The 24,087-nt window shown below is 58.9% G+C and carries 18 protein-coding genes and 3 pseudogenes; 1 reads left to right on the top strand and 20 read right to left on the bottom strand.

The genetic code is table 11. The features are described 5' to 3' along the window. Positions 1–496: 496 nt before the first annotated feature. The 17 genes and pseudogenes from EN991_RS01715 to queC all read right to left on the bottom strand — a co-directional run bounded on the left by EN991_RS01715 (position 497) and on the right by queC (position 19,053). Entirely contained in the window at positions 497–1,654 is a 1,158-nt protein-coding gene (locus EN991_RS01715) for a TlpA disulfide reductase family protein (RefSeq protein WP_127368038.1), read from the bottom strand. Between the two features lie 272 nt (positions 1,655–1,926). Further along, positions 1,927–2,304, bottom strand: coding sequence for a hypothetical protein (locus EN991_RS01710; RefSeq protein WP_024505270.1), 378 nt, complete (start codon positions 2,302–2,304; stop codon positions 1,927–1,929). Between the two features lie 13 nt (positions 2,305–2,317). Continuing rightward, positions 2,318–3,616: a SidA/IucD/PvdA family monooxygenase gene (locus EN991_RS01705; RefSeq protein ID WP_063169368.1), complete on the bottom strand. Its 1,299-nt coding sequence runs from the start codon at positions 3,614–3,616 to the stop codon at positions 2,318–2,320. Positions 3,617–4,458: 842 nt separating this feature from the next. After that, on the bottom strand, positions 4,459–5,331 hold the full coding sequence (locus EN991_RS01700) for a universal stress protein (protein ID WP_063169369.1): 873 nt from the start codon (positions 5,329–5,331) through the stop codon (positions 4,459–4,461). Between the two features lie 95 nt (positions 5,332–5,426). Beyond that, positions 5,427–6,131: a response regulator transcription factor gene (locus EN991_RS01695; RefSeq protein ID WP_224571202.1), complete on the bottom strand. Its 705-nt coding sequence runs from the start codon at positions 6,129–6,131 to the stop codon at positions 5,427–5,429. 107 nt (positions 6,132–6,238) lie between these two features. Further along, on the bottom strand, positions 6,239–6,718 hold the full coding sequence (locus tag EN991_RS01690; protein WP_024505267.1) for a NifX-associated nitrogen fixation protein: 480 nt from the start codon (positions 6,716–6,718) through the stop codon (positions 6,239–6,241). Between the two features lie 16 nt (positions 6,719–6,734). Continuing rightward, a complete protein-coding gene (nifX, locus tag EN991_RS01685) occupies positions 6,735–7,232 on the bottom strand; it encodes a nitrogen fixation protein NifX (protein WP_063169371.1) in 498 nt (165 codons plus the stop codon). Beyond that, positions 7,229–8,581: a nitrogenase iron-molybdenum cofactor biosynthesis protein NifN gene (gene nifN, locus EN991_RS01680; protein ID WP_024505265.1), complete on the bottom strand. Its 1,353-nt coding sequence runs from the start codon at positions 8,579–8,581 to the stop codon at positions 7,229–7,231. The genes nifX and nifN overlap by 4 nt, the downstream gene beginning before the upstream one ends. A gap of 8 nt (positions 8,582–8,589) precedes the next feature. Beyond that, positions 8,590–10,074, bottom strand: coding sequence for a nitrogenase iron-molybdenum cofactor biosynthesis protein NifE (nifE, locus tag EN991_RS01675; RefSeq protein WP_024505264.1), 1,485 nt, complete (start codon positions 10,072–10,074; stop codon positions 8,590–8,592). A 61-nt stretch (positions 10,075–10,135) separates the two neighbouring features. Then, positions 10,136–11,677 (bottom strand): nitrogenase molybdenum-iron protein subunit beta, encoded by a 1,542-nt coding sequence (gene nifK, locus EN991_RS01670; protein WP_024505263.1) that lies wholly within the window; start codon positions 11,675–11,677, stop codon positions 10,136–10,138. Between the two features lie 129 nt (positions 11,678–11,806). Beyond that, positions 11,807–13,309 carry a nitrogenase molybdenum-iron protein alpha chain gene (gene nifD, locus EN991_RS01665; protein WP_024505262.1) on the bottom strand — a complete coding sequence of 501 codons (1,503 nt, stop codon included), beginning with the start codon at positions 13,307–13,309 and terminating at the stop codon, positions 11,807–11,809. 87 nt (positions 13,310–13,396) lie between these two features. Next, positions 13,397–14,290 (bottom strand): nitrogenase iron protein, encoded by an 894-nt coding sequence (gene nifH, locus EN991_RS01660; protein WP_024505261.1) that lies wholly within the window; start codon positions 14,288–14,290, stop codon positions 13,397–13,399. 1,097 nt (positions 14,291–15,387) lie between these two features. Next, positions 15,388–15,584 (bottom strand): annotated as a pseudogene (locus EN991_RS40635) (7-carboxy-7-deazaguanine synthase QueE); the annotation flags it as partial. 160 nt (positions 15,585–15,744) lie between these two features. Continuing rightward, complete coding sequence (locus tag EN991_RS01645; protein WP_063169372.1) at positions 15,745–16,497, bottom strand: carbonic anhydrase; 753 nt, start codon at positions 16,495–16,497, stop codon at positions 15,745–15,747. 770 nt (positions 16,498–17,267) lie between these two features. After that, positions 17,268–17,993 carry a 7-carboxy-7-deazaguanine synthase QueE gene (gene queE, locus EN991_RS01640; RefSeq protein ID WP_164548811.1) on the bottom strand — a complete coding sequence of 242 codons (726 nt, stop codon included), beginning with the start codon at positions 17,991–17,993 and terminating at the stop codon, positions 17,268–17,270. Between the two features lie 5 nt (positions 17,994–17,998). Next, positions 17,999–18,355: a 6-carboxytetrahydropterin synthase QueD gene (gene queD, locus EN991_RS01635; RefSeq protein ID WP_063169374.1), complete on the bottom strand. Its 357-nt coding sequence runs from the start codon at positions 18,353–18,355 to the stop codon at positions 17,999–18,001. Beyond that, positions 18,355–19,053, bottom strand: a complete 699-nt coding sequence (gene queC / locus EN991_RS01630; protein ID WP_063170389.1) for a 7-cyano-7-deazaguanine synthase QueC — start codon at positions 19,051–19,053, stop codon at positions 18,355–18,357. The genes queD and queC overlap by 1 nt, the downstream gene beginning before the upstream one ends. Positions 19,054–19,422: 369 nt before the next feature. Here queC and EN991_RS01625 point away from each other — a divergent pair. Further along, positions 19,423–19,564 (top strand): annotated as a pseudogene (locus EN991_RS01625) (transposase); the annotation flags it as partial. On the opposite strand, the pseudogene EN991_RS01620 reads toward EN991_RS01625, so the two are convergent. From EN991_RS01620 to hisC, 3 genes and pseudogenes are all read right to left on the bottom strand, one after another. Next, positions 19,559–20,761: pseudogene (locus EN991_RS01620) on the bottom strand (IS3 family transposase). The pseudogenes EN991_RS01625 and EN991_RS01620 overlap by 6 nt on opposite strands. Positions 20,762–21,015: 254 nt before the next feature. Then, the gene (locus EN991_RS01615; RefSeq protein WP_063169375.1) at positions 21,016–22,050 is read right to left on the bottom strand and encodes an LLM class flavin-dependent oxidoreductase; all 1,035 of its coding nucleotides are present in this window, start codon (positions 22,048–22,050) and stop codon (positions 21,016–21,018) included. Positions 22,051–22,121: 71 nt separating this feature from the next. Continuing rightward, positions 22,122–23,252 carry a histidinol-phosphate transaminase gene (hisC, locus tag EN991_RS01610; RefSeq protein ID WP_063169376.1) on the bottom strand — a complete coding sequence of 377 codons (1,131 nt, stop codon included), beginning with the start codon at positions 23,250–23,252 and terminating at the stop codon, positions 22,122–22,124. Positions 23,253–24,087: the final 835 nt, after the last annotated feature.

Below are 24,087 nucleotides of genomic sequence, written 5' to 3'. Positions count from 1 at the left end.
GCTTGGTGATGATGAACTCGGCCAGCAGCTCGGCATCCGAATGGCCTTCCCATAAGCCGAAGGAATCCTGAGTACGAATGAGCCGCAGGAGGCATTTGACGAACGGGGAAGCAAGGGCCTCGTCGTCATTGTTGACAGCAGGGCCAACCGGAGGAATTTCGTTGTTCGTCATTTCAGTCTTCGTCTTCGAGGTACGATTTCCTTTTCCTGCGATGCCCACTCCGGGTCCGCTTGCGTGGCCGACGAATGGCTTGGGCGGGCCAACCCCAAGAGTGCCCCGTGGCCGACCTCGACATGTCCACGAGTGCGAGACCTGCGGCGCGAATTCGCGGCGCACATCGTCTGCGCCGCGATCCGACCGGTGGTCAACGCAATTGAAATCCAACCTTCCGCAAGCCGCCGCCCTGCTGCATCGACATACTTGCTGCGAAGAGAGCTTCGATGGGCGGATTGGCCAGTGTTCAATTCCAATTGTCAGTCCCTTCGCGATTCTTGCTCAGGAAGTGACTTCGTTTTGAGTTTCGGGTGCCTTCTTTTGCGGAGCCACACAAAGATCCGCGTGACAGGCAGGCTCACCCGTGTAGTTGGCCAGTGCTTCGAGCAATGGGGTAAGATAGTACTGTTTGGTGTGGTCCGGAATTGGCCCCAGCCGGTCCACCGATTTCAGTGCCACCTCGATCAACTCGATTGCGCGATCTTTGTTGCCGCTCTCGTAATAATACTGAGCTACCGGGAGGTACCGGAGGTATTTAAACGGGCCATCGCCGTTCGGGGGATTGAGTGCCAGTATCTGTTCCGAGAGCTCGTTGCCCATCGCAAAGCGCTCCGCGCGCGGAAGATGGGAATTGTCCATCGTGGGATCGAAGAGTTGGTTGAGGGCCAAGGCCATCCACGACACCGCGTCGGACGTTTTGTCGATCGCGTCCTCGACCAATTCTCGCATGACCGGCATGCCGGTCTTGATGTCGCGCAGCTTGTGAAGCAGAAGATCCGCATGAATCTGCCGGAACTCACAAGAGTCTGGCATCAAGGCGAGGCCTTCTTCGATGGCCAAGAGCGCCGCCGTCCAATCCTCGGCCTGCATCGCCGGCTCAAGTTTGGCGTATATCGGCCCGGTAAGCGACATTTCGCGCGCTGCAAGTTGGTTATGCGCGATGCGCTTTGCATCGGCGGCTTTCGCTTCATAGCTGCTGCGCCAGCTGCCGTTAAGGACTTTCGGCAAAACGTCATCGAGTTCCGCCGGGTGGCCGATAAAAGCGATGTGGCCGTCGCGGTCGACCACGAACGAGGTGGGAATCCCAATCGAAGAGCTGGGATCCATCCAGAGCTTGTTCATTTCGCCAATGTAATCGAACCCGATACGATAATTCAGATTCGGGAACTCCTCGGTCAGCCAGGCATCCACGTTGGTCCGCGCCTCGTCTGCGGTAGGACCCTGTTCGCAGGCGGCAACTCCGACCGCCTCAAATCCGCTGCCTTCATATTTCTCCTGCAGTTCGATCAAATGGGGCATGGCGTGGACACATGGTCGGCACCAAGTCGCCCAAAATTCAACGAGGTAGACCTTGCCGGGCCGAAGGCTCGTGAGGGGCTCGCCACGCAGCCAGTTCTCCACTTTCAGCGCAGGAGCCGGGGACCCCATACGCAGTTCCATCTTGGTGTCCAAAGTCATTCCACACCTTTCGTCTCTTTTGTCGCGGAATATTTTCCAGTCAAAATCGGACACGGTCTCGAGGGCATTGCTCCCTCTCGCTTGCTTCAGCGGAGCTCTCACCGTGTTGCCGCACATCAAGCACGGCAAAGGGCATGCCAACCCTTCTTAGCTTCGGCAAGCGCCGGTACCGCCTTGAATAAGCGAGCCCTAACACGGCCAGCTGACGTTAACCTGAATGTCGGCTTTCGACGGCTCACCTTAGCGGCTGCCGTTTAGGAAGGTGAGAGTTTGGCTGGCCCGCTGGCGATAAGACCGGCTTCGGCGTCCTGGAGTAGTCGCACTTCGGCGATGGGGTCGAAAGTGCGGGAGAGGCTCGGTACCCTTGCAGCCACCGCCGCATGTGGCCCGGCGTCATAATTCGCGTCGCGGTTGCCAACGGCGGCGTTGGGCTCGATCCACGTGGCGTTGAGCCCGACAGCACGTAAAGCTGCATCGTGATTGAATGCCCTTTGCTGTTTCACGCCAAGCAGGAGTCGCGCGACGCTACCTTGCTCAAGCGCGAGCAGAGCGATCTGACGCCGTAGGAATATTGCTCGTCCCGCTTTTGCCGCCAGAGGCGGAAATCTTTCCTGAATGCCACCGCCGATCATCAATATCGACGAATCATATCCCGCTGCCCATTTGTTCGACTCCGAGGTCGGGCCAGCACTCCGTCAAGGGACGGTTGATGAACCCTAGATGCTCGGGATTGGCGCATGGCGCGCGCCGCAGAAGGCTGTCAAGGATGCGGCGCGCTCGCCAGGCCAGCAGCCCAAAGTTCGGATCAGCCAGCCCGCGCTGTCCAAGGCAGGCGTTCTGAACGAAAAGGCGTCGGTCTCGCGGTCCGTCCCAGTACACCGAAAAATCCTCGCCGATGGCGAGCTCATTGCCGATCTGTTCGAGGCGATCTGCGATCGGTTCTAGGAAACCCGGCAGCGGTTTCTCGTACCCGGTGGCCAGGATGACGATATCGGCGGTTACTTCTCCGATGTTGTCCAAGCCGCGTTGCAGCGTGAGCCTGTGCCCTGCTCCGGCATTGATGCAGCGCGACACGTTGCAACTTGGCCGCAATGTGATCTCGCATTGGTGTGGCTCGAGAAAGGCGTGGTGGTAGAGCGCCTGATAGACCGCGCGCAACTTGCTTTCTGAAATGCCCTCGGAGGCAAGCGCGAAACGCCGCAGGAACAGCTGTCGATGCACCTCGCTCATCGCAGCAAAACGATCCGAGAAGCATGGCGTGAACAGCCCGTTTGTGAACGCGTGGTCGTCGAAAGGCATCTCGCGCGTCAAGACCCATGTGATCGCCGCGGGCCGCCGTTCTTTCGGCCGGCCGACAAGGTGCAGTAGCAGCTCGGCTCCCGACTGTCCGCCGCCAACAACGCAGACATGCTTTTTTTGCACCTCAGGATTGATGTGGGCCAACTCAGATGAGTGGAACAGGTTGGGTCCAGTCCAGCCATGAAACTGAGGCGGAATTTGCGCCTGCTTGCCTATGTCGATGACGAGGTTTCTTGCATCAAGGACCGCGTTGTCCGTCCGCACGCGAAACTCGCCGTCAAAGCGGATTTCGCGAACGGCCTCGCCGCCACGGACAAGCGGATTCTTCTGGAACGCCCAGTTGAGATATTGGGCGAACTCGGCTCTAAGCACCCCGTGAAATTGCGCATTGAGGAAATTGTAAAGACGCCCGTTCTCGTGGAGGTAGTTTACGAATGTGTAGGCTGATCGCGGATTGACCAGAGTAACCAGATCCTGGAAGTGGCCGACCTGGAGCTCCGCGCAATCGAAAGCGCTGCCTGGATGTCCTCGGAAATCGACCTCCCGGTCCAGGAACAGTGCCCCTTGCGCAATCTCTTCCTGTATCTGACACGCAAGGCTCAAATTAGATGGTCCAGCACCCACACCAATACAAAAGAGGTCCACTTATCCTTACTCCTCTAGGAGTGTTTTCCAACTCAGCGGCATGTTGACGTCGATTGCCGGGCATTGAGCAATGCGAACCTCACAGGCATGCTTGAGCCGCGGTCCCGACTGAGAGGACAGCAAAAGCGTGTGCCGCCTTCCAGGTCTTGGGCTCAATGTCGGCGGCATCGACAGCGGCGCGGCGTGATCCGAACCCAAGAGCAGAAGGAAAGTGTGTGATGCTGTCGCGCGGCTCTTCCGGATCTTACGGCGGCTTCTAGCGCCGGCCTCCACCCCAGGAGTGGCTGTTTCCCTGCCACGACGGAAGCGGCTCTTTCTTTCGAGGGGCGTAACCATGGATAACGGCTCTTAATGCTTTCGGAGACTCCCATGCATGCGGCGTGCCGGATAAAGACCTGTCAAACCAACGAGTTCGCGCAGTTCCAGCTCGTCTGGAATCCGACATTGTCGCACGCCCGACGATCGGGCAGGGGAAGCTCCGCGGCAGCGGCCCTTGCACACCGCAGGCTGACAGGGACAGCCGCCGATTTGACGCGCGTCCGGGTACTGATAAGGGGCCTTCCAACAGGGTTCGCGCACGAGGCGGGGTCTCCTGGTACACCCGCCCTGTGGCTTGGCTGCGGTCTGCTGCAGCCGTTCGTCTTTACTGCCCGTTGCGGACGATCTCGCACGAGTTGGTTCACGAGAGCGTCGTGAAGCAGTCGAGGCGTCCGGTTTGGCTCTGACAAGCGTCGCAAGATGTTCGCGGATCCAGCCATGTCTCCGCAATCCGACCGGTAACCGACGACGACTTCGGACTGGTTGGCGGTCCTACGACCTGATCGGTGTTCCTACGGAGCTGATCAGCGAGCCAAAAACAGCGGCAATGTGGTCTTCCCAAAGCTCCAGCTCGGCGGACCGCCGAAAATCCGCTCACGCAGCCCACGGCTGCCATAAGCACCCATAACCATCATGTCAGCACAGATGTCGTTCGCGTGCTGGGTCAGCACTGTGCCCGCCGATTTGCCGGCGCTCTTAAGCAGGTCAACGGAGACCCGAGCACCGTGCCGAGTAAGATAGGCAGCGATGTCAGCTCCAGACTGCGCGCCTTTCCCGTTGTTTTGCGCCTTTGGATCGACCATAGCGACACAGACTTCCTTGGCAGCGGATAGGATACTAAGAGCTTCCCGAACCGCACGCGAGGCCTCTACACGCGAATCCCAGCCGACCAGCACGCGTCGAGGCGACAGCGTCGCCTTAACGCCCTTCGGCACGATGAGCACCGGCTTTCCGCTATCGAACAAGCAGCCGTTGACAACAGGAGGTCCGAGAGTCTCATCGTTGAGGAGGTCTCCTCCAACGATCGTCAGGTCAGCGCAGAGCGCCCGCTGTCGTGCCACTTCACCGAGGCTAGCCGGATCGCAATAGTCGGTGTCAACGTCACAGGAAAGCGACATAGCTTTCAGCCTTTTGAGGATATCCGCGGACCGTCTTTCCATTCTGGTCACGTCCTGTGAAAATTTCTCGATTTGCTGAAATCGATAGTTCGGTACTGCAATTGCCTGTGCACGTCCTGTATTCCATTCGGGGGGCGGAGACGACATCAAGAGCAATGGAGGCGGTATAATGAGTACCGATAGGTGCGCGCCGACCTCGGCACACAGTCCGGCAGCTGTTGTGAGGTCCTCATCAGAATGATCAGCACCCGTCACACTGAATATGCTTTTAAATTCCATTTGCCTGCTTCTCCTGGTCTTCGTTAGGAGCGCCTCAAAGCGGCAACACCGCTCTCAGGAGGAAGAGAGAGCGGCACCACGTTCGATCACCGATTTCAGTCGTCCGGCTTCTCGAGCGAGTAGCCGGCCGACCTGACGGTGCGAATGACGCTGCCGGGCAAGGCCGTTTTCAGCGCCCTCCTGATTCGGCTGATATGGACATCGACGGTGCGTGCACCGACATGAATGTTGGGCAGCCAGGCCGCCCCGATAAGCTCGTCCCGGCTGAAGACCTTGCCGGGGGCCTCAATCATAAGCCGCAGCACGTTGAAATCGATCCGTCCGAGATGGATGTCGTGGCCATTACCGCGAACCCGATGGGCATCGAGCTTCATCTCCAGGCCTCCACAACAAATCCAACTGTCGTTTTCAACCCCGTTCGGACCACGCTTGGTCAGCCCGAGCCTCGCCCGCAGGCAGTCGAGCAGCTTGGCCGGAGCCACCGGCCGCACAAAGCTCTCAACGCCTGCCTTCAAGAGATCGAGGTGCTGGTGCTCGGCGCCAGGCGCGATCAGGGCGATGATAGGCAGGTCGGTGGTGCGCGGTTCCCGCTTGAGGTGGGCGCAAATTGCGGACCCGTTTATGCTGGCTGGGTCGCAATCCAGCACTACGGCCTGAAGCTCCCGTTGTTCGGCCAAGGCCAGCGCAGCCTTCGCGCCGTCTGCCGTCTCACTGCTGAAACCGTCAACCTCCAGTATGTGGCTGTAGAGCAGATAGAACTCGGCATCTTGCGAGCAGATCAGGACCAGCGGCTTCTTCATCGGCGATACCCCAACAACCTGGTCGGCCTCGAGTCCCTGGATCGAGGGGACTGGCCAACATAGTTTCTCGGGTCCGTCATGATGGCCTTTCTCGAAAATCGCGCCCATCATGCCAGCGCCACGTGGGGAAAGGTTTCGATGACTGAAATCGCATCGTCGACCAGCTTCGTACCGGCCGTGGCGAGCTTCAGGAGCGTCTCGAAGCCAAACCGGTGGACATCGCGCAGCGTTTTGGACAAAACGACCAGCCGTCCGGTCGTGAAAAGCACCCGACCAAAACCCTCATGGCTCACCTGGATCATCGGCGATGCCATAAGGCCGCAGCGCTCCTCGATCGCAAGCCCGATGGCGGCGTAGTACTTGTCGAGCCTCCACAGCACGTCGGGATCGGGATCTCCGATGATTGGGATCCCTCGGCGCTGTTCCTTGGTAATGATGAAGTCGCCCAGCAGCTCAGCGTCCGCTTTGCGTTCCCACGAGCCATAGGAATCCTGAGAACGGATCAGCCGCACGAGGCATTTGACGAACGGGGTGCAAAGAGCCGCCTCGTCTTCGGCGACAGCTGGGGGGATTGCGGGGTCAGGCATTGGCGTCCTCCTCTTTTCAGTCCTCGTCCTCGAAGGACGGTTTCTTTTCGGCAATGCCCGCTCGCGCCAGCACCTTGCGCAGCCAAGGCGGAGGACACGTCCTGAGCATCATCTGCGTGCGCAAGAGCACCTGTGGGATCGATTGGGGCTCCGCCACTTTGATCGGGTGGATTTTTGCCGCGACAAGCTTGGCTGCCGAAGGGCCGCCAATTGCCAGACAAAACAGGATCTGACAGCCCTTGAGCGCATCCACCTTTGGCGTGATGCGATCATCGCGCTCGGCCCGATGCTCCCCGCTTTCATCGGACACGTCATCGAAGGCCACGGCTTCTACGAGATTCCATTCCTCGCGCGTCACGTCGTAGACAGCAAAGCGCCTGGCCGACCCGAAATGGGCGTTGAGGTCCTGCATGTCCTGAGTGGCGATCGCAACGCGCAATGCGCCCTTACGTCGTTCAGGCATCGGGGCGAAAACCTCACTACTGACCAGCGAGAGGCGGCGAACAGCGTTCATCGTGATATTTCTCGATTACGGAGTGGATCAAGCGCCTCAGGAGTGGGCGCGTGTTGGTTGGCCTGGAAGATGCTGGCGACCTCGAAGATCATGTCGCGGGTGCCCTGATAGAGAATTGCGAGCTTGTGCTGGCTGCCTAGTCGATCGAAGACCGGGAACCCGATGCGCATGAGCGGAATTCGGAGCCGCTCCGATGCTTGGCGCCCGTGCGAATGCGTGACAAGCAGGTCAGCACCGACGGCAAGACTTTCCAGATCGCCGAGATCGCCGATCTGAACCGAAACCGCCGGGACTTTCTCGAGAATTTTAGACCTGTCGGTCGTTGTGACGGCCGCGGCTATCTCGGAGCCGAGGCCAGCAAAGAAGGTCGCAAGTTGGAACAGCTGGTCTGGTTCGGCAGCGATGGCAATTTTCTTGCCGCCGAAATGGAAATGTCCGTCGAGCATCGCGTCCTGCAATTGCGCCCGGCGCCGGCGCACGCGGGCCGGTACCGCCGCGCCCGAAATCGCAGACAGCAGCGACACGAAGCGGTCCGTGTCCTGCAGCCCAGTCAGTGACTGGAACAACACGTAAGGCACGCCGGTCAACCCGTGCAGCGCTTTCGCCGGGCGGCGCATGTGCTCACCGATGGCGATGCATTGCATGGCCGTGCCCAACTCGCGAATGTCTTCGACGCTGGTGCCGCCGTATGTGGTCGCTACCCAGCGGTCAGGAACCGTACCGTCGAGCGAGCCTGAAATGTCGGGCAGAATAACCGGCTTGAGCCCAAAGCTTTCAACCATGTCACGCATATGCTCGATGTCGGCGACAGTGAGGTTGCATCCGGGCAGGATCGCGATCTTCTTCGGCTGCCGCGCACGTTCGCCCGAGCCTGTAATCCCTTTGATCATTGCGGTGACTGCCTTGGCCCAGCCCTCTTCGATCGCGCCGTCAAAATCCGGCGTGTTGGCCAGCACGACCTCCGTACCCGCAAGCTCTTGCGTGTGCTTCAGCTTGATGTTCGCAATATCACTCGCGCAATCTTCGCCACGCGTCTCCACCAGCGCGGTCGTGCACACCCCGATCAGCTTTGGCTTCGTGCGGTTCTTGAGGTTGAGGATGGCTTCTTCAAGATGGTCGGCAGCGCCGAGGATGGTCGCCACCTCATCCATCGCTGTTGTCTGCAATGGAATCGTTTCTTTGAAGTGCCGTACGAAGAGCACGAGCGCGAAGCTTGTGCATCCCTGGCTGCCGTGGAACAGCGGCATCGCGCCGTCGACCCCAAGAAAGGCAAAGGCGGCACCCAGCGGCTGCGACGACTTCAGCGGGTTCACCGCCGCGGATTTGGTCTGGGGAAGGATGCGGGCCATCGGTCGCCTCAACACTCGCTGAACTCGTGTGCCGTCGCGCCGGCGAATTCATCGAACAGGTGCCCGGACTCCTTCTTCGTGCATGGCAGTTCGTCTTTTAGATCAGGCTGGCAATCCCACGGGGCCGGCTGGCGCACCTGAGACCAGACCGGATTGTGAATGGCGAGGTCGATCTGGCGTACGAGTTCCACCATGCCGGCATAGCCGGCATAAGGGTGCTGGCGCTCCTGGTTGATATCGAGCCAGGGCGTCTTGGCCTTGAGCGCAATGAATTGCGTGCGACCGCCCGACAGCATGATATCGGCCCTGTGTTCAGAGAGCATGGCGTACAGCTCGCGCGCAGCCATGTATTCGAACATATGCTTGTCGTGCTTGAGAACTTGTTTGATGCGCTCCTTGTCCTGCACCGTAGATTTCTTGACCGAGGTGCCGACGATCTCGATTCCGATCTCCATCAGCGCACGGACAACCGACCAGGACTTCACACCGCCTGTGTTGAGCAGCACGCGCTTGCCTTGGAGCCTTTGCCGGTAGGATTCGAGTTTCTTCCACGCGATCGCCTCCTGCTGCGCGATCAGCGTCTCCGTGCGCTCGAGGATCTCCGGATCGGCGCCCTTCCTCACCAGCAGCCTGACAAGGTTGCGAAGAGCTTGCGATGTGTCGGAGATGCCATAGAAGGAGCCCTCGAAGAACGGGATGTCCCAGCGCTCCTCCATCTTGCGGGCAAGACTGATCAGCGCGGTCGAGCACACGATCATTGCCGCCCGGGCGCGGTGCGCGGAAGCAATGTCGCGGTAACGCGCATCGCCGGGAATGCAGGCGCGCACCCGGATGCCGAGCCGATCGAGGAGCGGCTTTACAAGCCAGAATTCGCCCGAGAGGTTGAATTCGCCAAGGATGTTGATGTCGTAGGGCCCGGGGTCGTCGGGTTCGACCGTGCCGATGACATGATCGAGCAACGCCTCGGCGGCGAGCTTGTTGCCGAGGTTCTTGGAGCCTGCCAGGCCAGGCGCATTGATCGGCACCACGGCCAAACCGAACTTTTCCGTGGCGCGTTTGCACACGGCCTCGATGTCGTCACCGATCAGCGCCGTTACGCAAGTTGAGTAGACGAAGATCGCCGGCGGCGCGTATGTGTGCTTGATCTCGCGGATCGCCTTGAAGAGTTTCCGCTCGCCCTGCCCCATCACCAGGTCGAGTTCGGTGAGGTCGGTCGTGAAGCTTGTCCGCCACAAGGTCGGCCCTGACGAAACCGCACCACGGTTGTCCCAAGAATTGCCCTCGCAGGCGAGCGGCGCATGGACCAGATGCGCAACGTCGGTGATCGGCTGCAGGACGATCTTGGCTCCGTCAAAGGCGCAGCCGCCGGCTGCCGCCCCTGGTGTCAGCGACTTCGAGCAGCCCTCCTTGCGCGCCTTGGCATCTTTGCCACGGTTCTTATCGCAGGCGGGCTCATCGAAGGCGTCCTTGATTTTGGCGCTGAGGGAGGACATCGCTCAGCCTCCCCAGTCCATTGGGCAAGGAATGGCCTCGGCGAAAAGCCGGCCACGGCTCTTAGCGCGTGAGGTCATAGGAATAATCCGTCACACCCGTCTCGCTCGTCTCGCGATCGAGTTTGTCGAAGATCTTGTCGAGGATCGTCGTCAGCACGCGCAACGCGCCCTGGTAGCCAAAGAGCGCAAAGCGGTGATGATGGTGCCGATCGAAGATCGGAAACATCAGCCGGATCAGCGGCGTTCCGGTGTCGCGCTCCAGGTACTTGCCGTAGGAATTGCCGATCAAAAGGTCCACCGGCTCGGTAAAGAGCAGCGAGCGCAGCGCCCACAGGTCCTTGCCCGCCCAAACCTGGGCAGCCTTGCCGAAAGGCGAGGATGCTAGCAGCTTCTTCAAATCGGCTTCCCATGCCGAGGTGCCATTGGTGGCGAGGCAATGGGTTGGCTCGCCGCCGGTCTCCATGACAAAGCGGGCCATTGCGTGAACGAAGTCGGGATCACCGTAGATGGCGTATTTCTTACCATGCAGCCAGGATTGGCTGTCCGCCATGGCGTCTACCAGTCGGCCGCGCTCGAGGCGAATTGCCTCGGGAATCTCCTTGCCGGAAATCGCCGCGACCTCCATCAGGAATTCGTCCGTCGCCTGAACGCCGAGCGGATAGTGGAACGAGGCCGTCGCCTGCCCGACCTCCTCGCAATAGCCCAGTGTCTTTCGGGTGTTGTGATGCTGCAGCGAAAGCGTTGCCTCGGCGTTGAGGGCCTTCTTCACCTCGTTGATCTTCGTGCCCCCGTCATACATGCGGTATTCACCGTCCGAAGGCGTATCGAACTGGTCAGAGGCATCCTGGATCAATGTATAGGACACGCCCATTACATCGAGCAGGCGCTTGAGCTCCCGGTTGTTGCCGACGCAGAAGCCGTCGAAGCCCGGAATGATGTTGATGGTTCCTTCGATTTGCGTACGCTCCTGACCTTTCCAGAAGTGCTCCAAAATGCCTTTGACCATGTTGTCATAGCCGTCGACATGACTGCCAACGAAGGCCGGGGTGTGGGCAAAGGGCACGTCGAAGTCGCGCGGGACTGAATCTTCGTCCTTGGCGTTCTGGATGAAGCTGTGCAGGTCGTCGCCAATGACCTCTGCCATACAGGTCGTCGACACGGCAATCATCTTGGGGTCGTAGAGCTGGTAGGTGTTGGCGAGCCCGTCGACCATGTTCTTCAGGCCGCCAAACACCGCCGCATCCTCGGTCATTGAGGAGGAGACCGCCGCGGCAGGCTCCTTGAAATGGCGCGACAGGTGCGAGCGGTAATAGGCGACGCAACCTTGGCTGCCGTGGACGAAGGACATGGTTCGCTCGAAGCCGGCGGCAGCGAATACCGCACCCAGCGGCTGGCAGGCCTTGGCCGGGTTCACGACAAGCGCTTTGCGGGCGAGGTTCTTTTCGCGGTATTCCCACGTCTGGGTGAAATCGCGCTGATCGGAAACGATTTCATCGGGGTGCGGACATTCGAAGTTTAGCTTCTTCTCAGCGAGCATCTTTCTGTATTCCGGCTCGCGGAACAGGGGAGCGTGATCGAGAATTTTTTCAGCCGACTGCGGCATGATGATTACCTCTTTTGCATCTGGCTGCGCGGGACGGCAGCTCAGGACGTCAAGACGTTCCAGGCTCCGGCGGATCAGAGGCCGCGGGAGTTCACCGTCTCAGTGGGAGACTGGGGCTGAAGCAAATGTTTATTCGGCAGCCATCGCCCGCTCATCGCCCCGGCTTCTTTTCCAAGGCGCGTGGAATAGGTCCCAGACCGGGTTGTTAATGGCGAGATCCACATCACGTGCGAAAATGGCAAAGCCGTCGTAGCCGTGATACGGGCCTGAATAATCCCAGGAATGCATCTGGCGGAACGGTATGCCCATCTTCTGCACCGGGTATTTTTCTTTGATTCCCGAGCCGACCAGATTTGGGCGAATCCCTTCGATGAATTTCTCCAACTCATAGCCGGTCACGTCATCGTAGATCAGCGTGCCGTTCTTCACGTAGTGGCCGGTGCGCTGATAGTCGTCGCTGTGGGCGAATTCATAGCCGGTGCCCACGATGACCATGCCGAGGTCCTCGTAGGCCGTGACGACGTGGCGGGGGCGCAGGCCGCCGACATAGAGCATCACGGTATTTCCTTCCAGGCGCGACAGGTACTTGGCGATGACCGCATCAACAAGCGGCCTGTACTTGGCAATGACCTTTTCGGTCTTCTCCTCGATTTCCGGCCCAAAATGCTTGGCTATGTTGCGCAGAGAGGCTTCGATCTGGGAGGGACCGAAGAAATTGTACTCCATCCAGGCGACGCCATACTTTTCCTCCATATGCCGACAGATGTAATTCATCGACCGGTAGCAGTGGATAAGATTGAGCTTAGCCTTCGGGGCGCGCTCGATCTCTGCGAGTGTGGCGTCACCCGACCAGTTGCCAACCACGCGCAGCCCTATCTCCTCAAGCAGTATGCGCGAGGCCCAGGCATCGCCGCCGATATTGTAGTCGCCGATGACGTTGACGTCGTAGGGGCCGGCCTCGAACTTGACATCCTTTTTGTCGAAGACCCAATCCCGGATTGCATCATTGGCGATGTGGTGGCCAAGCGACTGCGAGACGCCGCGGAAGCCCTCGCAGCGTACCGGCACGATCGTCTTGTCATACTCCTTGGTCTTTTTGCGAGAAACGGCCTCGGTGTCATCGCCAATCAGGCCGATAGGGCATTCGGACTGCACGGTGATGCCGTTGTTGAGCGGAAACAAGACTTCAATCTCGTCAATGATCTGTTCCAGCTTCTTGTCGCCGCCGAAGACGATGTCCTTCTCCTGGAAATCGGAGGTGAACTGCATTGTCCCGAACGTGTCGACGCCCGTTGTACCGACGTAGTAGTTGCGGCGCTGCGACCAAGAATATTGGCCGCAGCCGACCGGGCCGTGCGAGATATGGACCATATCCTTGACTGGCCCCCACACCACGCCTTTCGAACCAGCATATGCACAGCCGCGAATCGTCATCACCCCGGGAATGGACTTGATGTTCGATTTGACGTCGCATTCGGAAAGGACCTCGCTTTCCCCGCCAGCCTCGTTGCCGCTCTTTGCGACGTTGAGGTGCTTCTTGCGGCGCTTCGCCGCCTTGTCGGGATAATGCGACAGCACCTCTTCGATAAGCTTCGCATGAAGAGCACCGTCATTCTCGTATTCCCGGCTCATGAGTCCCCCTTTCAAGGTTGGGTGACGCCTCAAAGAATAGGCGCCGTTCTCTGCAAGGCGCGCCGATTCATGGCAGCGCTAATGTCACTACTGGGCCGCCGCCTTCGCCGCTTCCTTGGAGTGAAGCTCGGCAAGCATCTGCTCGTCGGTCTTCATGATGCCGAAGTCGAGCAGCATCTCCTCCAGCTCCTCCATGGTGATCGGCGTCGGGATCGTACCCTGGCCCGAATTGGCGTGGATCTTCTCGGCCAGAGCGCGGTATTCCCCTGCCTGCTTTGAGTCCGGCGCGTACTGGATCACCGACATCTTCCTGAGTTCGGCATGTTGGACGATGTTGTCGCGGGGCACGAAGTGGATGAGCTTGGAATTCAATCGGCCAGCCAGTGCTTCGGCCAGATCGAGTTCGCGGTCGGTTTGACGTTCATTGCAGATCAGCCCGCCCAGCCGCACACCGCCCGAATGGGCATATTTGAGGATGCCCTTGGCGATGTTGTTGGCGGCATAGAGCGCCATCATCTCGCCGGACATGACGATATAGATCTCCTGGGCCTTGCCTTCGCGGATCGGCATGGCGAAGCCGCCGCATACCACGTCGCCGAGGACGTCATAGGAGACATAATCGACATCGTCATAAGCGCCATTCTCCTCGAGGAAATTGATCGAGGTGATGACGCCGCGGCCGGCGCAACCGACACCCGGCTCGGGGCCGCCGGACTCCACGCACTTGATGCCTCTGTAGCCCACCTTGAGCACGTCCTGGAGTTCGAGGTCTTCCACCGAGCCTTCCTGTGCGGCGAGATCCAGGACGGTATCCTGAGCTTTCGAATTCAGGATCAAGCGTGTGGAATCGGCTTTGGGGTCGCATCCTACGATGAGGATTCTCTGCCCGAGGTCGACAAGGGCAGCGAGCGTATTTTGGGACGTGGTGGACTTGCCGATGCCGCCTTTTCCGTAAAAGGCGATCTGACGCAGACCTGACATAATAGCTTTCCTTCCTTCGTTCTAATTATCGCGACTGCCCGCGACACAAGTGCCGATAGGCAGCTCGTGCCGCCTCACACCAAGCATCGCAAAAAGCGTACCAGCGTGATCGGCCGATCCCAGAAGAAACTTTGTCATTAAATTCCAGCCGCTTAGACGGCGGCAAAACGCGCGAACGGGCCTTTCAGGCGTCTGTCACGGACACGACAAAGCCGACACAGATTGTCGTGCGCCATCCAAACCGCCGTGTGTCGAGCTCGAAGCGGGAGAATGGGGAAGTTAGCCCAAAGCTGATGGCGAGACCATCGGAAGACATCGGCTCTTGTCTTTCCAGCCTGCCATTGATCGGGCGGTCGCTGGATGAGCAGGAGCCTGGGGCTTGACCGCGGCGCGGGTAGTTCAGGCAGGCTTACAGAGCGGGAACGCCGGCGGCCGATAGACATCCGCGCTTAACCTTTCATAGCCCGTCTACAAGTTGGTTCCGCCGACGCGCTATATGGAAGCCAAATAATTCAGTAGCTTAGCCGAGAGCATTGATTTTTTCAGAAAGATACGTGTTATACGCGTATGAACCGCCGAACCCATGGTCGGCGCCCTCATGCGCGTGAGACCCCGTTGTGGGCGAGGCTCGCGACTGGCTGCACGATCCTAGCCGGCCTGCTTGCCATTGAGTTTGGTCCCGCCGCGGTAGGCTGCGGCATCAAGGGCAACATCAGCTACAACACTGGCAAGAAGATTATCACGTTCTTGGACAGGAATCTTACTGGGAGACACGCATCAACCTATTGAAGGGCGAGCGGTGGTTTTGTTCAGAGGAAGCTGCACGAAAGGCGGGCGGGCGGGCTTCGAGAGGTTAGTGTCGCGGCAGCTTGCAGATCTGCCCACGGGGCCGCCACGATCGCAAAGTGTGTACAAAAGCGCCCTCTCTGCCGAACTGAACAGTGCTCACGGCCATAGCCTCGGATGAGCCCGACTGGCTTGACCTCTGCATGATGAGAGCAGCTTTTACACCAGGTGCGCAGCACATGTCTTTAACGAACGCATCGTCTTCAAGAATATAGAGAGCAATTCGGAAAACCGAGTAGTTGGCGGCGAAGCTAGGAGAAGGTATACACTACCCTCTTGTTACCCCAGAGTAGAACGTGCAGCTGCGGCAAGACGCGGGCTTCGAACCACCTGTCGCTGGTCACCTTTTCTACCAGCGGTTCCATGCGCATCATATTCCGTCGGACTCGACAGAGACGTCTTCATTACCACGGCGGGGCGGCGTGTGATTGCCGGGTTGCAGACAAACCTCGCCGCGACGTATTTGGGACGAGTGGTGTCGGCACCGAATCCCTATCATTTAGACTAGCCAGCTTGGGGAGCGCCGTCAGACCGCCAGACCGGAAGAGGAGGCTTCGCGCCAACTTGTGCCAAGAATGTTGGACCGTGCGGAACCGCTGGGGCGGCGCTCAACTCTGGCGCAGGATGAAGCGTCGATTGGGTGAATGAATAGGGCGCGCGTTCGACGGGTAGAGTGAGGCAAATCGCTGGATGTCTGCCGGATCAACGTCAACCGGTTCCATCGCCACCATCCACTCGACGTTTTCGGTGCACGGCGGCGTCGTCAGTGAGCCCTCATAAGTCCAATAGCCAAGCGAGGCTGGCAGAAGCCAGTTGGGATTCACCTCGTCGATCGTCACCTCCCCATTCGGCAGTTCGGGAAAGGCCGCAGCAAGGGCAGCAAAGCTGGCATTTGTCGCGCCGGGCGTTAAAAAGACGCCCAGCACGCCCAGAGTACCACTTTGCGTGTCCTTGTGAACGAAATGCACCTCCATCGGGAAGCTCTTGCCCGCCACGTGATGTTCGCTTGGCGCATGGAAATGGAACTGTACCAGTTCGTAGACACGATCGCCGCGGGTCAGCGTGCTGCCTTGTGGCATATTGATTTGAATGGTGTGGCCGTTGTTCACCATATTGCCGCCGCCCTTGTGCCAGCCGATGGCGATATGCGGGATATCCGCCTTGACCGCGCTGTTGATATTGATCGGCGATTGCTGCGTGCCGGCAGAGCATACGAAATTTTCCTTATCCAGATCAGCCCAGTGCTCCGGTCCGACCGGACCGGTGTACCCCCAATGGGCACTGGTCGCTTGGGCGGCTTGAACGCAAATCCGGCATGCGCCGAGCGCAACCAACCCTTTGATCAGGTGACGACGATACATATTACTTTTGCTCCTCTTGCGAACTGATGTTGGTGGCTGCCCTAATGGACGCGTGATGGCCAATCGGCGCGGCCAGTATTGTCCTTTGCAACTGATAGATGCCCGCACGCCTTGGCGTGCTTTCATAAGTGCGGCTGCCGTTTCTCGGCTGGCCGGCTTCTGCAGCCCGCAACGGGGGCAGTTTCAACCAGCTAAACGATAAAAAATTTTAGCAGACCAGCGCTTGACCCCCGCCGCAAAGGCACAGGCGAAGGTGATCACTGCGCGGCTGCCGTTCGCGCCGGAGGCCGCATCGCTATACTTTACACTCGCTGCCCAAGGAGACGCAGGCGACCCCAATACGTTTTCATCGCTACTCCCGACGCAGCCGACCCACGCCACGAAAACGTTGCTATATTTCACGTTGGGCCAATGAGGAAATCGATCTTCTTTATGGAAGGCATTTGCGCAATGGATGCATTCCCATGCTGACAGTCGTGCGTCAGGCCGGACAATGAGATACATCGATAAGAGCTGGACAAGGATGAGGGGATGACGTGCTTGCGACGGAGCAGGTGGGGCGAGAAGGCCAGTTCTTGCGGATTTCAACTTTGCGTGACGACAGCTCATCGGAGTCAAGGTGACACACGCCGGCAGCGGGGTGTCCGGGCGGTTTCCAGCCGCACAATCGCGAGACCGCTGACGCGAACAAAGCTCGGCTGTACTCGGCACGCGAAGAGAGCCTGCCAAGCCGTTGGAGCCCGGCCTTCCGGTGCGACGCAAGCCACAGACTAGACCGCCCTCTTGTTACCCCAAAGCAGAACGTGCAGCTGCGGCAACACGCGGGCTTCGAACCACCTGTCGCTAGTCACCCTTTCGACAAGCCATTCCATTCGCATCATTATTCCGTCCAAGTCGACAGAGGCGTCTTCACTGCCAGGGAGCGGCGGCGTGTGATTGCCGGGTTGCAGATAGATCGGAAGGTGCGGATATCTCGCCGCGACTTCTTTGGCGTAGGCATAGTCACTCTCGTCGAAAACGACGAGCTTGAGCACGATTTGCGGCTTCTCTTGCGCCGCTTCGAGGCATGCATCAAACGCAGCCCAACGGGTCGTCATCTCGCTGGACGGCGGCTTTGGGCTAAGGGTCAGCACGTCAAGATCCGCAAACCACTCCCTCACCACGGAACCCTGCGTTTCCAGTGCAAAACGATAGCCCTCGCGATGGCCTCGTTCTATGAGGGGACCGAACGGCTGAATGGCCGGGTTGCCGCCTGACAAGGAGACCATAACCGGCCTGCCGCCGGAAAGCGCATGGACGGTTTGCCACACGGCATCGATCGGCATCGGTAGCCATTCATGGCGATACTGATTGTCCACCGCGTGAAGGCTGTCGCACCATGAACAGCGATAATCACATCCGCCGGTTCTGATGAACACCGTCGGCAAGCCGATGAGCACGCCCTCGCCCTGGATAGTCGGCCCGAATATCTCGCTCACACGGATTGCGGGATGCATGTCGGTCACGGACGGTATTCCGCCCAAGTTTTCGGTGTTTCGCTAACGCGCACGGCCGCGGTCTGCGGCAGACGTGCCTTGCACCATTCATAGAAATGTCTGGCCAGGCATTCCGCCGTGACCTTCTCATGTCCCAGCACGTCGTTGAGGTGCCGATGGTCGAAGCTCTCGTCAATGTAGCGTTTGAGCGGCGCCAGATCGTGATAGTCGCGCACGAAGCCGTGGGCGTCCAGTTCCTTGGCCGACAGCTCCACTACGACGACATAGTTATGCCCGTGCAGGCGCGCGCATTGATGGTTGGGAGGCAAGGAGGTGAGCTGATGCGAGGCCGAGAAGTGGAATTCCTTGCTGATGTGGAACATTACGCGCGCCTCCTGCGCAGCGCCTCAAGCCAGAAATCGGCGTCCTCGTAGTCGGTGGGATCAGCGTGCCCGGCGAGATGGAACGCTTCGCGCCGCTCGACGCAGGTCCCGCATCGTCCGCAGTGACGCACGCCGCCCTTGTAACAGGACCAGGTCTCAGCAAACGGGGTGCCGTATCTTGCGCCATCCGCAACAATGTCAGCTTTTCCGAGATTCACATACGGTGCATAGAGGCGTATCTGCGCATAGCCGTCGAGCGCGCGGTCTTGCATTGTCTGGAAAGCTTCAATGAAGGCCGGACGGCAATCGGGATAGATGAAATGGTCCCCACCATGCACGGCCGCCGCCACCGCTTCGGCGCTGTGGGCGGCGGCGAGACCGAAGGCGATTGCCAACATGATGGCATTGCGGTTCGGCACCACCGTAATCTTCATCGTGTCTTCGGCGTAGTGGCCGTCCGGCACGTCGATACTGCTAGTCAGCGCTGAGCCGGAAAGGCCACGGCCAATTTCGCCGATGTCGATGATCTGGTGCGGGACCTTCAGTCGCTGCGCGCAAAGAGCGGCGAAGCCCAATTCCTTCCTGTGCCGTTGGCCATAGTCGAAAGATAGAAGGCCGGTGAGTTCGTGCTCCGCTGCCACCATGTGAGCAAGGGAAACGGAGTCCAATCCGCCAGAGCAGACGGCGAGAGTCTTCATCATTGGTATCCTTGTTTTGACCGGGTAAGGCTGCGACCGGAGATTTCTCTGCGCCCCCACTACTCCAGCGACTCAGTTTTGTGAACCGGGAGAATTTGCGCTCAGCCCGATTGGAACGGGAGTGCGTCGCGTCCAACACGCGTGATCAATAAAAGTTGAGCGCTTCAGCAGTTTGTTTCGCATCGCGCCAACTTTCGCAACCTGCTGTCCGATCGTCGACTTCGAGACAAGGTGATGTTCGGCCGACATCGGCTGACTCTTAATTAAGCCGCAGAACACATGTTGGCTTTCTGGCCTTCGCTTGTGCGGTTGGCGAGGGCGACATGGATGCCAGCAAATTTGACATTGGCGACATCCGCCTGGAGAACCCTGCGCGGCGCGATTGAGGCCGCAGGCGAGCCTGCTCTAACTGCCGCCCTACAGTCCCGACTTCAATCCGATTGAGAACGCCTTCGCCCAACCTAAGGCGCTGCTGCGAGCAAAGGCCGAGATAACCATCAAGGCTCTATGGGACTGACGTTGCCCCAGCAGTTTTGAGTTCGTTTCCGGCGTGGGTTGTGCCCTGCTGGGCGGGTGAAGCGACGGGCGCTGGCGCGGAGCCTTTGGCATAGCGCAGCGCGAGCGACCGTCGCGGATTGAAGGTGCTGGCGAACTTGGCCGGGGTCTGCCAGGGGGGAGTGCGGCCGCGCGGTGTTGTAGTCGGCGTGCCACAGGGCGATGGCTACGCGCGCCTGAGCCAGCGAGGTGAACAGCGTCTCGTTGAGCAGTTCATCGCGCAGTCGGCCGTTGAAGCTCTCGATGAAGCCATTCTGCATCGGCTTGCCGGGCGCAATGTAATGCCATTCGACGCGGTTCTGATCCGCCCAGGAGAGGATGGCGTTCGAGGTGAACTCGCTGCCATTGTCGCTGACGATCATCCTGGGCCGGCCCCGCTCGGTGATGAGCCGTCCAATTCGCGGGCAACCCGCATGCCCGAGAGAGACGTATCAACGATGAGTGCGAGGCACTCTCTCGTGCAGTCGTCGACGACGGCCAGGATGCGGAAGCGGCGCCCGTCGGTGAGCTGGTCCGATACGAAGTCGAGCGACCAGCGCTCGTCGGGCCTCAGCGGCACCAGCATCGGCGCCCTGGTCCCGATCGCCCGCTTGCGGCCGCCACGGCGGCGACGGCGAGCTTCTCCTCCCGATAGAGCCGGAACAGCTTCTTGTGGTTCACGACCAGGCCCTCCCGCCTCAGCATCACGAGAAGACGCCGGTAGCCGAACCGGCGACGCTCCTGCGCGATCGGCCTTCATCCGCTCGCGAACCTCGCGGTCGTCCGGCCTGCTGGTCTGGTAGCGAACCGTCATGCGGCAACAGCCGATGGCTTTACACGCCCGCCGTTCGCTCATCCCGAAGCCTTCCTTCAGGCGAGCGACAGCTTTCCGCTTGGCGGCGGGCGTCACCATTTCTTTCCCACAAGGTCCTTCAACGCGGCATTGTCGAGCATGGCGTCGGCCAAAAGCCGCTTCAGGCGCGTGTTCTCGTCCTCCAGCGCCTTCAGGTCGCCGAGCCTCGGTGACATCCATCCCGCCGAAGCGGGCCTTCCAATTGTAGATCGAGGCGTCGCTGACCCCGTGCTTGCGGCACAGATCGCCAACCGATACCCCGGCCTCGTGTTTCTTCAAAATTCCGATGATCTGCTCTTCAGAGAAGCGGCTGCGTTTCATGTCCTGGTCCTCTGGATGGGCCAGAACGAACTTCAAACCGGATTAGATCAGAGGGGCAAGGTCAGGACGCCTCGGCGCGGTCGTCGACCTCTTCACCCCAGCCGAATGTGCCAACTACTTCAAAGCCGCAGGATATGACCTGGATCAGATAGGACGTGCTCCAATGGTTTACACCTGACACAGGAGTCCGGCCCCCACAACCGTTTCGCAATGAGGAGCAGCGCTGCCGCTGCTCCTCCAATCACACGACGGATTCACGATGCGGCAACTCGAGCCATGATTTCGGATCCAATGGCCGATGCGGTGTATAGTGAGGCATCCAGCGGCAAATCCCCAAATGCCAGTTGACACAGAAGATAATTAGCACCTGCCTCTTCCAGCTGATCAAGGAGAGCTTTTCGGACAGAATCTGCCGTTCCCACGACGCACAATTCACTTTCAATTGCTGCATCGAAGTTCAAAGGCAAGTTTGGTGGAGTGGAAATGGCATTTAGTTCGTATAGAAATTTGAAGCTATTGAGCCATCGTTCATAGGCAGGTGCTGCGAGCAAATACGCATCTGTTTCAGAACGCCCTATCACCACCATTCGGAGCAATCCAAGAAATGGCGCTTGCTGGCCAATGTCAGCATCGTGAATTCGGGCGGCGCGGAACGCGTCGGTAACGCTGCGAACAGAAGTGGAAGGTCCGACGCAGGCGATGTTTGCCCCATTCGCAGCGGCCCAGCTAGCCGGCTCGGGTCGATTGGTGGCGATCCATGTCGGCGGACGGGGATATTGGTGAGGTCTCAACGTCAGCGGAACATCTTTCAACTCAAAGTGGCGGCCCTGATAAGAAAGCGTCCCGCCTTTCATCGCATTGATGAGAATCTCACTGGCCTCCGCATACTGTTCTGGTGCTGCTTCTACAGCAACCCCGAAGTATCCCAATTCAGTGGGAGCAGAGCCGCGCCCTATGCCGAGTTCAAGCCTGCCGCCGCTCAACTGATCAAGCATGCAGATCTCCTCGAAGGCACGCAGCGGATGATAGAGCGCAAGTAGCATTACCATGGGACCAACACGAAGACTGCGGGTTCGCTGGGCGACGCTCGCTAAGAACAAATTCGGTGATGGACCTCTGCCATGCGGCGTACAGTGGTGCTCGGCGAGATGATACGCATAAAAGCCATAGCCATCGCACGCTTCTGCTAGGCTCAGCCGATCTGCATATTGTTGTGCGATGTCATCGCCGTTTTCGTCCAGATGATCGAAGATGCCGAAGGTCAGGCCCGAAGCGGAAATTTTCTTCAATTAATTGTTCTCCAAATTACCTATATTTATTCGCTAATCATCATAGCTCACGACATATCATTACTTGATGCTTAATGTGAATCGACTTCATGCTTGTGAGCACCGCGATCCTTCTTAAAGTTCATACAGACGCGTTCGGCGGCAGCAAGGAATTTGTCCATCTGCTCTGTGGTGCCAATGCTGACGCGAATACAGTTCTTCAAATCTACGTCAGGAAAGCTGGCGATGAGGATCGCCTGCTCTTTCAACGCGGCTTGCCAGCATGAGCCCTCCTGTCCCGCCGGCACACGGGCCAGCAAAAAGTTTGCGTGGGAGGGTGTTACGGAAAAGCCAAGTTGCAACAGCGCCAGGGTCACTCGCTGTCGTTCATGCTTGATGTGCCTGTGGTTCTCTTCGTAGGCGTGGCGATGCGCAAGAATGCTTTTCCCGACCGCCTGCCCGATCACGTTCATGTTGAAGACATTCTGGATGTTGCGCAGCCTGCCAATGATTTCTGGGTGACCGAAACCGAAGCCGACTCGCACGCCAGCGGCAGCATAGCTCTTTGAAAAAGTCCTCAAGATCAAAAGATTCGGATGTCTATTGACGAGGCGCAGGGCATTGTCGGGTGCGAAGTCAACGTAGGCCTCATCCAAGACGACCAAGCGATCTGCTTGCTCCACAAGGCGTTCGATTTCGGCCACCGGCACGAATGTTCCGGTCGGATTGTTCGGATTAGCCAACAGAATGAACTTCGCGTCTTTTGCGGGGCCGGACAGCAGTTTTTCTATCGGCAGGGGATGAGCTTCGCTCGATGCGATTTCGAGAAACTCGGCACCCTGCAACATGGCAAGTTTACGGTTGAACGAAAATCCGGGCGACAGCATTGCCACTCTATCTCCTGGGGCGAGGAAAGCTCTGTAGATGAGTCCGAGCAGCTCCGACGAACCGTTGCCGGCAATCACCTGATCTTTGGAAAATCCGTAAGCATCGGAGGCAGCTGCCCTTAAGCTGAGATTGTCGTCTTCCGGATAAAGATACTGGTGTTCGATCGCAGCAATTGCACTTTGCATTACGCTCTTCGGCAACGGAAACGGGTTCTCGTTCGTATTTAGCTTAACGCAGTTTGCATCCGTCGCTGGTCCGTTGGACGAGAGAGCATCTAATTTGCTGGCCACCGGCGAAAAAAGCGAAAGCACGGTCTTCAGTTTTGCATCGCACATGTTCTTCTCCGTTTTTCAGTCCCGCAGGGCATGTGACATGAGGCAATCGTTGATCGTGACTTGATCGACGTTCGGCTATATCAGCGCTGCCTTCCCACCCTGGTGGGGATCGCCGACCACGGTTTGGATTTGACACCGGGAAGCTGTCGAGAACCTGATGACGACCCAACGTTTGGCCGACGGCCGATTCGGCGCAACAGACGGTGTTTCAACATCGCATCGTCCTCAAAGCCGCATGCAGGGCCTGCACGACAGCCCGTCTCCAGCGCCCGCAGATAGGTGGAAGCCGAAGTCTTGCCGAACCTCAGTTGCTCTGCCACCTTGGCCCACCGGACTGCCCTGTTTATGGGTCAGGCGCAGGATATCTCTGACGCTCGTTCGTCTTGCTTGCTTCCGTCTTGGCATGGGCTCTCTCGGTTTGCTGATGAGAGAGCCAAATACCGGCTCATCTGAGCATGAGACGCAGGCCTGACGATATGGAGCGTCGCTGGTGGCGCGCGTAGCCGAGAGGGTTCGCCTCGCTGGCGGGGCATGCAAGACGGCGCACCTCCTTAGCCATCCTGTCCCATCGTCTCAGATCGTGAGGCGCACCTTATAGTCGGTGAGGAGATCTTGCAGGGTCAGGTTACGCCCTAGCGCTTAAGGTTGTTGGTCGCACCGAGCAAGCGCGGGACCTGTCGACGGACAACAGCGGTGCCACTGCCGGCACTAGGTGTGAGCTTTCGAGAGGTTGTCCATTCGGACCGGACCGAGGAGACTGGAGTTACCACGCTTCAGCATCCATCGGAGGGTCCGAATGAACATCCACAAGAATGCCCGTCTCACACCGCTGCGT

Source organism: Mesorhizobium sp. M7A.F.Ca.US.005.03.2.1 (assembly GCF_003997795.1).
Lineage (GTDB): Bacteria > Pseudomonadota > Alphaproteobacteria > Rhizobiales > Rhizobiaceae > Mesorhizobium > Mesorhizobium ciceri.
Note: the sequence above shows the minus strand (reverse complement) of the source record. Positions and strands in the feature narration are given on the sequence as shown.

Coding starts and splice junctions, on each gene's coding strand:
- queD (WP_063169374.1), bottom strand. CDS start 18,355: ATGTTCCACATCAGCAAGGAATTCCACTTCTCGGCCTCGCATCAGCTC.
- EN991_RS01710 (WP_024505270.1), bottom strand. CDS start 2,304: ATGATCGGCGGTGGCATTCAGGAAAGATTTCCGCCTCTGGCGGCAAAA.
- nifX (WP_063169371.1), bottom strand. CDS start 7,232: ATGAACGCTGTTCGCCGCCTCTCGCTGGTCAGTAGTGAGGTTTTCGCC.
- nifN (WP_024505265.1), bottom strand. CDS start 8,581: ATGGCCCGCATCCTTCCCCAGACCAAATCCGCGGCGGTGAACCCGCTG.
- EN991_RS01700 (WP_063169369.1), bottom strand. CDS start 5,331: ATGGAATTTAAAAGCATATTCAGTGTGACGGGTGCTGATCATTCTGAT.
- queE (WP_164548811.1), bottom strand. CDS start 17,993: ATGCATCCCGCAATCCGTGTGAGCGAGATATTCGGGCCGACTATCCAG.
- queC (WP_063170389.1), bottom strand. CDS start 19,053: ATGAAGACTCTCGCCGTCTGCTCTGGCGGATTGGACTCCGTTTCCCTT.
- nifD (WP_024505262.1), bottom strand. CDS start 13,309: ATGAGCCGGGAATACGAGAATGACGGTGCTCTTCATGCGAAGCTTATC.
- nifE (WP_024505264.1), bottom strand. CDS start 10,074: ATGTCCTCCCTCAGCGCCAAAATCAAGGACGCCTTCGATGAGCCCGCC.
- nifH (WP_024505261.1), bottom strand. CDS start 14,290: ATGTCAGGTCTGCGTCAGATCGCCTTTTACGGAAAAGGCGGCATCGGC.
- EN991_RS01645 (WP_063169372.1), bottom strand. CDS start 16,497: ATGTATCGTCGTCACCTGATCAAAGGGTTGGTTGCGCTCGGCGCATGC.
- EN991_RS01715 (WP_127368038.1), bottom strand. CDS start 1,654: ATGGAACTGCGTATGGGGTCCCCGGCTCCTGCGCTGAAAGTGGAGAAC.
- nifK (WP_024505263.1), bottom strand. CDS start 11,677: ATGCCGCAGTCGGCTGAAAAAATTCTCGATCACGCTCCCCTGTTCCGC.
- EN991_RS01695 (WP_224571202.1), bottom strand. CDS start 6,131: ATGAAGAAGCCGCTGGTCCTGATCTGCTCGCAAGATGCCGAGTTCTAT.
- hisC (WP_063169376.1), bottom strand. CDS start 23,252: ATGTGCGATGCAAAACTGAAGACCGTGCTTTCGCTTTTTTCGCCGGTG.
- EN991_RS01690 (WP_024505267.1), bottom strand. CDS start 6,718: ATGCCTGACCCCGCAATCCCCCCAGCTGTCGCCGAAGACGAGGCGGCT.